General features: G+C 69.4%; 9 protein-coding genes. 7 read left to right on the top strand and 2 right to left on the bottom strand.

Annotation, left to right across the window (positions count from 1 at the left end; all coding sequences use genetic code 11):
• Position 1 precedes the first annotated feature (1 nt).
• The 5 genes from HCA58_RS06770 to HCA58_RS06750 all read left to right on the top strand — a co-directional run bounded on the left by HCA58_RS06770 (position 2) and on the right by HCA58_RS06750 (position 7,041).
• Positions 2 to 250, top strand: coding sequence for a MoaD/ThiS family protein (locus HCA58_RS06770; RefSeq protein WP_169596882.1), 249 nt, complete (start codon positions 2 to 4; stop codon positions 248 to 250).
• A 13-nt stretch (positions 251 to 263) separates the two neighbouring features.
• Positions 264 to 1,556 (top strand): metallophosphoesterase, encoded by a 1,293-nt coding sequence (locus tag HCA58_RS06765; RefSeq protein ID WP_169596881.1) that lies wholly within the window; start codon positions 264 to 266, stop codon positions 1,554 to 1,556.
• 61 nt (positions 1,557 to 1,617) lie between these two features.
• On the top strand, positions 1,618 to 4,836 hold the full coding sequence (locus tag HCA58_RS06760) for a UvrD-helicase domain-containing protein (RefSeq protein WP_169596880.1): 3,219 nt from the start codon (positions 1,618 to 1,620) through the stop codon (positions 4,834 to 4,836).
• A gap of 133 nt (positions 4,837 to 4,969) precedes the next feature.
• A complete protein-coding gene (locus HCA58_RS06755; RefSeq protein WP_169596879.1) occupies positions 4,970 to 5,665 on the top strand; it encodes a hypothetical protein in 696 nt (231 codons plus the stop codon).
• 134 nt (positions 5,666 to 5,799) lie between these two features.
• Positions 5,800 to 7,041, top strand: coding sequence for an ATP-binding protein (locus HCA58_RS06750; RefSeq protein ID WP_169596878.1), 1,242 nt, complete (start codon positions 5,800 to 5,802; stop codon positions 7,039 to 7,041).
• A gap of 178 nt (positions 7,042 to 7,219) precedes the next feature.
• Here HCA58_RS06750 and HCA58_RS06745 read toward each other — a convergent pair whose 3' ends face one another.
• On the bottom strand, positions 7,220 to 8,674 hold the full coding sequence (locus tag HCA58_RS06745; RefSeq protein WP_169596877.1) for a polysaccharide pyruvyl transferase family protein: 1,455 nt from the start codon (positions 8,672 to 8,674) through the stop codon (positions 7,220 to 7,222).
• 103 nt (positions 8,675 to 8,777) lie between these two features.
• A complete protein-coding gene (locus HCA58_RS06740; RefSeq protein WP_169596876.1) occupies positions 8,778 to 9,323 on the bottom strand; it encodes an N-acetyltransferase in 546 nt (181 codons plus the stop codon).
• 136 nt (positions 9,324 to 9,459) lie between these two features.
• Here HCA58_RS06740 and HCA58_RS06735 point away from each other — a divergent pair, with 136 nt between their 5' ends.
• Complete coding sequence (locus HCA58_RS06735; RefSeq protein WP_169596875.1) at positions 9,460 to 10,005, top strand: DoxX family protein; 546 nt, start codon at positions 9,460 to 9,462, stop codon at positions 10,003 to 10,005.
• A gap of 233 nt (positions 10,006 to 10,238) precedes the next feature.
• Positions 10,239 to 11,681, top strand: a complete 1,443-nt coding sequence (locus tag HCA58_RS06730; RefSeq protein WP_169596874.1) for a glycosyltransferase 87 family protein — start codon at positions 10,239 to 10,241, stop codon at positions 11,679 to 11,681.
• Positions 11,682 to 11,688: the final 7 nt, after the last annotated feature.

The following is an 11,688-nucleotide window of genomic DNA, read 5'->3' as shown; positions in this document are numbered from 1 at the left end:
CGTGGCCAGTCTCACAGTGCGTTACTTCGCCGGGGCTCGGGCGGCGGCCGGTCGGGCCGAGGAGACCGCTGACGCCGGCCGTTCACTCGACGATCTGGTGGCTGAGCTGGCCGAGCGGCACGGCAGCCGGTTGGTGCCGGTGCTGGCGGTGTCGAGTTTCCTGATCGACGGTGTCACCTGTCATGATCGGCAGAAGCCGCTGCCGGCCGGGGCGACGATCGACGTCCTGCCTCCCTTCGCCGGCGGCTGAGGGGGATCCACTCGTGTTCGCGGTACTCGGCTTCGTGACCACGCTTGCCGTGATCACCGGACTGATCCACCTCTACCTGTGGAAGCGTCTGGTGAAGGACACCACGGCCAGCAGGCTGTGGCGGCGGGTCGGTGCGGTGACCGCAGTGGTGCTGGCCCTGCTCGTGCCGGCGACCATGGTCGGCACCCGGGCTGGCATGTACTGGCTCGCCTGGCCGGGCTACCTCTGGCTCGCGGTGATGTTCTACCTGCTGGTGCTACTCGTCGCGTTCGAGGTCCCCCTGCTCGTGACCCGGCTGGTGCTGCGCCGCCGGGCAGGTCTGGTCGCTGCGGAGCCGGTCCTTGTCGCTCCGTCCGCCGCGCCCGTCCCCGAACCGTCGACCGACGAATCGACCGACGTCGACAGGCCGTCCACGCCGGACCGGCCGACGGATCGACCGGCCGACGGTGGGGTAGCCCCCGACCACGACCCGGCTCGCCGCCTGCTGCTCGCCCGGAGCGCCGCGATCTTCGCTGGGCTCACCGCGACCGGTCTGGTCGGCTACGGCGTACGCACCGCACTGGGCCCGCCCCGACTGGACCGGGTACGGATCCCGCTGGCGAAGCTGCCCCGCAGCATGGACGGCCTGCGCATCGCCACCGTCTCGGACATCCACATCGGACCGCTGACCGGACGGGCGCACACCGAACGGATCGTGGCCGCGATCAACAGGCTGGACGCCGACATCGTCGCCGTGGTCGGCGACCTGGTCGACGGCACGGTGGCCGAGCTGGGCGACGACGCGGCACCGCTGCGGGACCTACGGTCACGCCACGGCAGCTACTTCGTCACCGGCAACCACGAGTACTACTCCGGTGTGGAGGAGTGGGTGACCGAGGTCGACCGGCTCGGGTTGCGGGTGCTTCAGAACCGACGTCTGGAGATAGCTGCCCGTGGTGGGGTGATCGATCTGGCCGGCGTCAACGACGTCTCTGCCGTCGGCACCGGCGTCTCCGCGCCACCGGACTACGACGCCGCGCTCGGCGACCGTGATCCGTCCCGACCGGTGGTGCTGCTGGCGCACCAGCCGGTGGCCGCGCTCGAAGCGGCGAGGTACGGCGTCGACCTGCAACTGTCCGGCCACACCCACGGCGGCCAGCTCGTCCCCTTCAACCTGCTGGTGGGCCTGGAACAACCGGTCGTCTCCGGGCTCGGTGAGGTGGACGGCACGAAGGTCTACGTGACGAACGGGGCCGGCTTCTGGGGGCCGCCGGTCCGGGTCGGGGCTGAGCCTCAGGTCACCCTCGTCGAGCTTCGCTCGGCATAGCGCAGCTCACCTTCCGAGCGTGGCGTCGCGCGGGAGGATGACCGGCGTGGCAGGATGCGGCGTGCCCCCGTTCAGCCCCGTACCCTCCGGTGGCCTTCCGCCTTTCGTCGCGGACCTGCACATCCACTCGAAATATTCGCGGGCCTGTAGCCGCGACCTGACCCTGCCGAACCTCGGCTGGTGGGCGCGGCGTAAGGGCATCGCGGTCCTCGGCACCGGCGACTTCACCCACCCCGCCTGGTACGACCACCTGCGCGAGACCCTGCACCCGGCCGAACCGGGTCTGTACCGGCTGTCACCGGAAGCGGAACGGGACATCTCCCGTCGACTGCCACCCCGGTTGGCGAGCCAGGCCGAGAGCGATCCGGTCCGGTTCATGCTCAGCGTGGAGATTTCCACGATCTACAAGCGGGACGACCGGACACGTAAGGTCCACCATCTGATCTACCTACCGGACCTGGACGCGGTCGGTCGGTTCAACGCGGCGCTCGGCCGGATCGGCAACCTCGGCTCCGACGGTCGGCCCATCCTCGGTTTGGACTCGCGGGATCTGCTGGAGATCACGCTGGAGGCGAGCGCCGACGGCTATCTCGTACCGGCGCACATCTGGACCCCGTGGTTCTCGGCCCTGGGCTCCAAGTCCGGCTTCGACGCGATCGCCGACTGCTACGCCGATCTGGCCGGTCACATCTTCGCGGTGGAGACCGGGCTCTCCTCCGACCCGGAGATGAACTGGCGGGTCGGTAGCCTGGACGGCTACCGGCTGGTCTCCAACTCGGACGCGCACTCGCCACCCGCGCTCGCCCGGGAGGCCACGGTCTTCGCCTCGTCCCGGGACTATTTCGGGATCCGGGAGGCGCTGCGCACCGGTGCCGGGCTGGCAGGCACGATCGAGTTCTTCCCGGAGGAGGGCAAGTACCACGCGGACGGCCACCGGCTGTGCGGGGTCAACTGGGCACCGGAGCAGACCCGGGAGGCCGGCGGACGGTGCCCGGAGTGCGGCAAGCCACTGACGGTGGGCGTCCTCAGTCGGGTCGAGGATCTGGCCGACCGACCTGAAGGCTACCGGCCGGGGCACGCACCCGAGGTGACCCACCTGATCCAGCTCGCCGAGATTCTCGGCGAGCTGAACAGGGTCGGTCCACGCTCCAAGCGGGTCGAGGCAAAACTGACCGATCTGGTTGCCGCGCTCGGCCCCGAGCTGGAGATCCTGACCCGCGTTCCGCTCGACGACATCGGCCGGGCCGGCGGCGGGTTGCTCGCCGAGGGCATCGGTCGGCTCCGTCGCGGTGAGGTGCGCCGCGTGCCGGGCTACGACGGCGAGTACGGCGTGATCACTCTGTTCGACCCGACCGAGCTGGGCGGCCCTGCCGGCGTGTCAGCTGGGCAGGAGACACTGTTCGACGTACCGGTGCCCGCTCCGCGACGCGCACCTGAGTCCACTGCGAAGATGAGCGCCGCGACGAGTCCGACGGCCGGGGCGAAGCGCCCCTCGGCGAAACCCGAGCCGAAGCGCAAGCCGGCCGCCCCGGCACCGCCGATCGCGCCGGCACCCTCTCCGCACGAGCCGTTCGAGCCGATGCTCGCCGGCATGGAGGAGGTCGGCACCGGCCTGCTCGACCGGCTCGACGCGATGCAGCGGGTGGCCGCCTCGGCCCCCGGGGGCCCGCTGCTGATCGTCGCCGGTCCGGGTACCGGCAAGACGCGTACGCTCACCCACCGCATCGCGTACCTCTGCGCCGAGCTGAACGTTTTTCCCGAGCAGTGTCTGGCCATCACGTTCACTCGGCGGGCAGCGGAGGAGCTGCGAAACCGCCTCGACGGACTGCTCGGGCCGGTGGCCGAGGCGGTCACGGTCGGTACCTTCCACTCGCTCGGACTGACCATCCTGCGCGAGAACGCCGAGGCAGCCGGGCTACCGGAGGGTTTCCGGATCGCCGACGACGCGGACCGGGCGACCGCCCGGAACGAGGCCGGGGACGATCCGGCCCGGTACATGGCGCTGCTACGCAAGCAGGGCATGGTGGAGCTGGACGAGCTGCTCACTCTGCCGGTGGCGTTGCTACGCGAGGACCGGCGACTGGTCGAGGGGTACCGGCAGCGGTGGCGGTGGATCTTCGTTGACGAGTACCAGGACGTCGACGCGGTGCAGTACGAGCTGCTGCGCCTGCTCAGTCCGCCCGACGGGAACCTTTGTGCGATCGGTGACCCGGACCAGGCGATCTACTCGTTCCGTGGCGCCGACGTCGGGTACTTTCTGCGTTTCTCGCAGGACTTCACCGATGCCCGGCTGGTGCGGCTGAACCGCAACTACCGGTCCTCGGCACCGATCCTGGCCGCAGCGGTGCAGGCCATCGCGCCGTCGTCGCTCGTACGTGGCCGCCGGTTGGATCCGGCCCGGCTCGACCCGGAGGCCCCGATGGTCGGCCGGTACGCTGCCGCGTCCCCCGCCGACGAGGCCGACTTTGTGGTACGTACCGTGGACGAACTGGTCGGCGGCCTGTCCCACCGATCGTTGGACTCGGGCCGGATCGACGGTCGGGCGACGGCCCTGTCCTTCTCGGACATCGCGGTGCTGTACCGCACCGACTCTCAGGCCGCGCCGATCGTGGATGCCCTGACTCGCGCCAACATCCCGGTGCAGAAGCGCTCACACGACCGGTTACGGGACCGCCCCGGAGTCGCCGCGATCGCTCACGAACTGCGGCATGCCACGGGCGTCGACGGTGCCCTTCCCGCCCGGGTACGCCTCGCCGGTCAGGTGCTCGCGGAGCGGTTCGCCGCCCCGACCCTGGACGGGTCCGGCGGGGTACGCCCGGAGGATGTCCGGACCGCCGTCGACCTGTTGACGCCGCTGGCCCGTCGGTGCGGTGACAACTTGGAGATGTTCCTGTCGCAGCTCTCGACCGGGGCGGAGGTGGACGCACTCGACCCGCGTGCCGAGGCAGTCACCCTGTTGACCCTGCACGCCGCGAAGGGGCTGGAGTTTCCGGTGGTCTTCCTGGTCGGTGCTGAGGATGGGTTGTTACCGCTGCGCTGGCCCGGCACCACGCCCGACGATGCGGCGGTGGCCGAGGAGCGGCGCCTCTTCTTCGTCGGGTTGACCCGTGCCCAGGACCGGCTCTATGTCAGCCACGCCGGGCGCCGGGTACGGCACGGGTCGGAGCGGGACTGCCGGCCGTCGCCGTTCCTCGACGTGGTGGACCCGGGTCTTTTCGAACGCCTCGGCGACAGCGAGAGCCCCCGGCGGCCCAAGGATCGCCAGCTGCGTCTCATCTGAGGTCCGGCCGGTCGGGTGCCGACCGGCCGGACGACTTGTGGCACCGGGGATCTCCTCTACGCACTACGGTGACGTTGCGGGTCGTTGGTGGACGACCACTCACGGCTTCAACCGACGGCTCGGGAGGGCTTGCATGGCGAACTACGGACCACCGGGCCCGCAGCCGTGGCACCAGCCTCAGCCCGACCAGTGGTACGGCCATGGTCGGTCCTCCGGTGCGCCGCCGTCGCATGATCCGGGCCGGATCCACGAGTCCGGTCGGCCCTACGGTGACGGGTTTCCTGGTGGTGCTTCTGCCCAGGAGTCCTGGACGCGGTCCGCCTGGCACGATCCGGAGACCGGGTACGCCGGCACACCGGTACCGCCACCGCAGCGGGGGCGCGGTCGGCTGCTTGTGGTCCTGACCGCGACTGTCGTGTTGGCGCTGGGCGGTGCGACCGCGTTCTATCTGGTCGGGCGGGGCGGCGGGTTGGTCGGACGGGACGGTGGGACATCCACTCCGGTGGCCGCGCCGACAGAGGCCGCCGCCGAGCCGGATGCGCGGGACGAGGAGATCGGACCCGATGATCCAGCCGCCGCGGATCCCCGCTTCGTGCAGGCTGGGGAGTGCGTACGAAACGACGCGGCAGCCGGTGGCGAGCCCAGGCTGCTGCTGAGTGAGTGTGCACCGTCGTCGTACGAGGTTCTGCGTCGTTTCGACGGTAAGACCAGCGGTGAGCGGGATGCTGAGGAGAAGTGTGCGGCGGTCGACGGCTACACCAACTGGTATTTCTACGACAGCGAGTTGGACTCGCTCGACTTCGTCCTCTGCCTGAGGCAGCGGGACTGACGAACGATCGCCAAAACTAGTGCCGTCTAGCTTGCAGGCTAGACGGCACTAGTTTTCGGTCGAGGGCAACACGCCGGTAGCGCCGTCTATCCATGTCTAGCCTCTCTCCTAGAGGGCCCGATACTCTGCGATGCGTGGATCCGGTCCGCAACCCGTACGCGCCCGGCGCCGGTCAGCGTCCGCCCGAGCTCGCCGGGCGGGGGCGGGAGCTGGACGTCTTCGACATCGTGCTGGAACGCATCGCACGGGGCAGACCGGAACGCAGCCTGATGCTCACCGGGCTTCGTGGCGTCGGCAAGACCGTCCTGCTGAACACGTTGCGCTCCCAGGCGATCAACCGACTCTGGGGCAGCGGCAAGATCGAAGCACGGCCGGATCAGTCGCTGCGCCGACCGATCGCCGCCGCGCTGCACATGGCAGTCCGTGAGTTGGCTCCGAGACACCGGGCACCGGAGCGGATCGACGCCTTCCTCGGGGTCCTCAAGGCTTTCGCCGACCGGGGCGCTCCGACCGGCCGGGGTGGGGCCGCTCCGAAACTGCGCGACCGTTGGCAGCCGGGCATCGACGTACCGGCGGCCAGCGGGCGGGCCGACTCCGGGGACATCGAGATCGACCTGGTGGAGCTGCTCACCGACGCCGCCTCCGTCGCCAGTGACGTCGGCACCGGCGTCGCCATCTTCATCGACGAGATGCAGGACCTCGGGCCGGAGGACGTCTCCGCGCTCTGCGCCGCCTGCCACGAGCTGTCGCAGCTCGGCGCGCCCCTGATCGTGGTCGGTGCCGGCCTGCCGCACCTGCCGGCGGTGCTGAGTGCGGCGAAGTCGTACTCCGAACGGTTGTTCCGCTACCAACGCATCGACCGCCTCGACCGGCTCGCCGCCGATCACGCGCTCTGCGCGCCGGCCGAGCGGGAGGACGTCGAGTACGAGGCGAAGGCCCTCGACCTGCTCTACGAGAAGTCCGGCGGGTATCCCTACTTTGTGCAGGCGTACGGGAAGGCTACCTGGGACCATGCGCCCCGGTCACCGATCACCCCGGCCGACGTACGCGTCGCCGCACCTGAGGCCGAAGGAGAGCTGGCCGTCGGCTTCTTCGGCTCCCGCTTCGAGCGGGCCACTCCCGCCGAGCGGGAGTACATGCGCGCGATGGCGACGCTCTCGCTCGTCGAAGGGGAGAACGACGGCGGCGGCCGGGACGACATGGACGCGGCGGTGCCGACCTCGGAGATCGCCCGAGCCCTCGGCCGTAAACCGGCCAGCCTCTCGCCGGCCCGGGATGCGTTGATCAAGAAGGGGCTGATCTACTCCGGGGAGCGCGGCACGGTCGCCTTCACCGTCCCGCACTTCGGCCGCTACCTGCGTACCCAACCCGCCTGAGGCAGCTTCCCACGGCGAGCGCCGGGTGGCTCCTTCGTCAGCTCGACGAAGCCGCGCCACGTTGTTGCCGCTCTTGCGCCACCGCGCACCGGTCGACAGTTCACGGATGCATACCGGTCCGCTACTGAAGTCGCCCCCGCGACCCGGTCGCGCTCTCAGGTCGGCACGCCAGATCCGCTCAGGGCTGGCGGCGGAATCGACGGGCGAGCGCGCGGCTCTGCCGCAGCGCGGATTGCATAGGTACCGGCAGACGCCGCACGACGGCCGACGCGGGCCGCCGCTCCCCGGGCACCAGACGCTCCGGCAGCGCGACAGTGTGCGGAAACGGGTACTGGGGCTTGTGCGCCCTGCGTAGCGCGCGGAGGCCGCCCAGGGAGTACAACTCCGCCACCCGGGCGGTGATCCGCGCCCTGGCTTCGGGCTCGGTGGTCATCAACGTGGTCACCGCCGGCGGCAGTCCCACGGCATCCAGCCGCTTGTCGTAATCGGGGTTGGCCTTCCCCGGCTGGAAGATGTGCTCGATACCGTTGCGCTCCAGGAAGCTGGCAAAGCGGTCCCAGCGCTGCGCCTGCCCGGCGTTGAAGGCGCTGTAGTCGGCCTGAGCGTAGAGACCTGCGGCGTCGACCTCCGGGGTCAGGTCGGGTAGCAGGCTGTGCGGGATTTCGTGGTACCGGGCCAGCTCCAAGGTCCGGCTGTCGTGTGCCAGCACGTAGGCGGGCGTGCCGGCAGCCAGCGCCGCGATGTTGCCGTGGATCCGGGTGCCGAAGGAGAAGTCCCGCTCGGCGAGGTAGCGCATCCAGGTCCAGGTGTCGACGAAGAACCGGATGCGGTCCTCCCGGTAGAGCTGGTGGCCGGTGTGGTGCGGCAGTCCCGGTCGTACAGTTTCCGGTTGAGTCCCCCACAGGAGCAGCTCGAGTACCTCGTCACCCTGCGGTACGTAGATCATGTTCGGGTAGCGTCTCGCGTGCCGGGTCGCGACCTCGTCCATCAGCTGCACGTACGGCGAGATGTTGATGGTGAAGCGGCTTTCCGGCGTGATCTCAGCCGCCCGCTTGGTGATCTGCAGATCCGGGCCATCGCGGAACAGCGACGGACAGCCCACGACATCGACCACGTCGTCACCGAAGCCCAACTCGGCGAGGTAGGCGTGGGTGAACTCACCGCGTACGCCAATTGTCGCCGACTTGTCGAGCACCGCGCGCACGAACCGACTCACCGCTGCCCGCAGCTCGTCGGTCGGTGGCGGGAACGGGTTGTCGAGGCTTCCCGAGCCGCCAGCGACGCCGACGCCGATCACCACAACCGGGATACGCAGCCGCTCGATCACCCAGGTGAGCCGCTTGAGGTTGTCCAGGAAGCTCAGCCGGAAGGCATTGGCCAGCGGCACCACGAACATGTCGAACTGCTCGTTGATCCGGTCGACGTACGCCTGGTCGACGCCGGGACGTTCGCTCAGGAAGGAATTCGAAACGATTTCGTTCCTCGGCACGCTGATCAGCTTGTGCACCGACTCGGTGAAGACAAGGTTCCCCACATTTCGCCCGAATATCCCATGCTTGTACAACGCGAGGGAATGCTCCGGGCTGACCGGGGTGAAGGGGTCCTTGGCAGAGCGCAGCAGGACACGGGCCATCGGGTCGGAGCCTCCGGATTCGGGGTGCGGGTAGCCGAAAGATGCTCGATGCTAGCCAACCCCCTGGCTGCCCGCCACATCGCTGCCGGTGAGAGGAAAGAGGTCAGACCTTCGACCACGGCGGCGGGAAGATGACCTCGCCCCGAAGAGGTGACGGCTCGCCGCTGGTCGCCGGCGGCAGGATCAACGCCTGCCACGGCTCACCAAGGCCCGACCAGGGACTGGTCAGGCCCAACTGGTCCGCACGGCTGAAGCCGAAGCGCCGGTAGTAGGCCGGGTCGCCGAGCACCACCACCAGCCGCTCACCGAGTTCGGTCGCCGCTTCCAGGGCGGCCTGCACCACCGACGTGCCGAGCCCGATCCGCTGCCGGTGCGGTGCCACGGCGACCGGGCCCATCGCGAGCGCTGGTGTGCTGGCCGATCCCGAGTGGACCAGCACCCTGGTGAGCAGGGCACATCCGACTATTTCCCCGCCGTACTCGGCGACCATCGCCAACTCGGGCAGCCACGCGTCACTGCTGCGCAGCTCGTCGACGAGGCGTACCTCCGGCGGGACGGCGACGTCAGGCCGGGCGAAGGCTGCGGCCAGCACCCGGCGGATCGCGCCGGTATCAGCCGGCTCCTCGGGTCGCAGCCGCAGGGTCGTCACGCGGCGTAGGGTACCTCGGACGGCCTTCCAACCGCGATGGTTCTCCGGCCTGGCGTGCCGTGACCCGACGGACTCGACCGATCGAGTTACCCCGTAGCGGGGCTTGGTAACGTCCCGGACAGGGTATGACTGTTCTATGACGCCTGTACGATCCCTCGCCCGCGCCATGTTGAGCGGCATCTTCGTCGTCAGCGGCGCCCGCAACTTCGCCGACCCCGGCCGCCTGACCCCCACCGCGAAGCCGGTCACCGACCGGGTGACACCACTGTTGGAGCGGACGCACCCGCGAATTCCCACGGACACCGAAACCCTGATCCGCGCCAACTCGGCCGTGCAGCTGGGTGCCGGTCTGATGCTGGCCACCGGGCGGTTCAGCCGGCCGGCAGCCCTGGTACTGGCCGGCACGCTGATCCCGGTCACCCTCGCCGGGCATCCCTTCTGGCGCAACGACGACCCGGCGGCGAAGCAGAGCAACCAGATCCACTTCCTGAAGAACCTCGGTCTCTTCGGTGGGCTGTTGCTCGCCGCAGCGGACACGGAAGGCAAACCTGGCCTACACTGGCGAGCCAGTCACCGGATCGGCCACTCGCGACGGTCGGTGCGCCGCGCTGTCCGGACCGCCCGCCGGGAGGCTCGGATCGCCATGCGGTCCGCCGCCACCGCTCGACGACTCCCGGGCTGAGCGCTACGCGTCCACCTCGCCCCCGCTGAGCTGCGATCCAACCACCCCCACCCCGGCTAAGGCCGCGAATTACCCGAACCGCCCGGTAGGCGTAAACGCGGTAGAAATATCAAGACAATGTGTGGGATCGGACACGGTCGCATAACGCGGGAGGCACTGACGTGAGGCGCCGTTCTAGGCTCCGTACCGGACCTGGACGGGTAGGACAACCTTGGTACGGGGGTGGCCACGCCATGCCGACGATCGTCGGTAGAGGGCTGGACCGCCTCGCCACAGTCCGTCGCGCAACGCGTGGGATCGATCGTAGGACAGTCGTACGGGCGGGCATCGTCGCCGCCGTCGCCTACGCCGCATGGCTTGCCATCGGTGCTTTCGGGCGTCCGTACAACTTCTTCGACATGAAGATCTACCACGGCGCGGTGGTCTGGTGGGCGAGCGGTCACGAGCTGTACGAGTTCGTCGCGCCCGACACGACCCTGGGTTTCACCTACCCTCCCTTCGCCGGGCTGGCCATGCTGCCGATGGCACATCTGCCCGTCACCCTGGCCGGTCTGGTCAACGCCGCGGTCAGCATCGCCGCACTCGCCGTGGTGCTGGCCGCACTGCTCCGCCCGATCGTGGACCGGCTGGGCTGGCCACTGTGGTACACGGTGGCCATCGCCACGCCGCTGGCCGTCGCAATCGAACCGACCCGGGAAACCATCGGATTCGGGCAGGTCAACCTGCTGCTGTTCGCCCTGATCCTGGCTGACCTGATCGCACTGCGCTGGCGGTCTCGCCGGGGCACCCACCAGGCCGAGGACGACGGCCCGCTGCTGCGGTTCGTCTACGGCGGCGCCTGGGCCGGCGTGGGCATCGGCCTGGCCACCGCTGTCAAGCTGACCCCGGCCCTGTTCATCTTCTATCTGATGATCACTCGACAGTGGCGGGTCGCCTGGACTGCCATCGGCACCACCGTCGCCGTGACCATCGGCAGCTTCGGCATCGTCGGCGCGGAGTCGCGCGACTACTTCGGCAGCGTGCTGTGGCAGACCGAACGGGTGGGCGCCGCCGACATGACGCCCAACCAGTCCCTGGCTGGCCTGCTGGCCCGGCTCTACGACTCGATCGAGACCCCCGGCCTGCTCTGGCTGGCCTTCTCCGTGCTGATGCTGGCACTCGGCCTGTCCCGGGCGTCGAACGCCCACTCCGACGGCGACGAACTGACCGCCTTCACGCTTGTCGGCCTGACCGCGAACGTTATCAGCCCGATCTCCTGGACGCACCACCTAGTCTGGGTGATCCCGGCGATCATCGTTCTGGCCGACGCCGCCATCCGTCGACACGATGCCAGCCGGGGCCTGGCGGTACGGTCCACGCCCGCGTCGTACGGAGGGCCGCCGGGAGTCTCCAGTCTCCGCCCACCGATCTGGTACCCGACGTTGACCGGGTTCCGCCACGGCATCGCCGCCGTGGGGCTCTACCTGCTCTTCCTGATCTCCCCGATCTGGCCGTACGAGCACCAACTGCCGGAGGTATCCCACTATCAGGACGGCTTGTTCGGTGCTCTCATGGAAAACTCGTTGGCGCTGGCGCTGATCCTGCTCGTCGCCGCACTGCCCTGGCGACCCGGAGCGGAACCCGCCTTCCACACCGACCGGTCGGTACGCATTTCGATGCTGTACGGACGGCGGTAGTCGAACC

Origin of the sequence: Micromonospora sp. HNM0581, from assembly GCF_012726175.1 — a bacterium.
Lineage (GTDB): Bacteria > Actinomycetota > Actinomycetes > Mycobacteriales > Micromonosporaceae > Micromonospora.
Note: the sequence above shows the minus strand (reverse complement) of the source record. Positions and strands in the feature narration are given on the sequence as shown.

Excerpts from the sequence above, each read along its gene's own strand:
- HCA58_RS06730 (WP_169596874.1), top strand. The coding sequence starts at position 10,239 with ATGCCGACGATCGTCGGTAGAGGGCTGGACCGCCTCGCCACAGTCCGT.
- HCA58_RS06745 (WP_169596877.1), bottom strand. The coding sequence starts at position 8,674 with ATGGCCCGTGTCCTGCTGCGCTCTGCCAAGGACCCCTTCACCCCGGTC.
- HCA58_RS06755 (WP_169596879.1), top strand. The coding sequence starts at position 4,970 with ATGGCGAACTACGGACCACCGGGCCCGCAGCCGTGGCACCAGCCTCAG.
- HCA58_RS06735 (WP_169596875.1), top strand. The coding sequence starts at position 9,460 with ATGACGCCTGTACGATCCCTCGCCCGCGCCATGTTGAGCGGCATCTTC.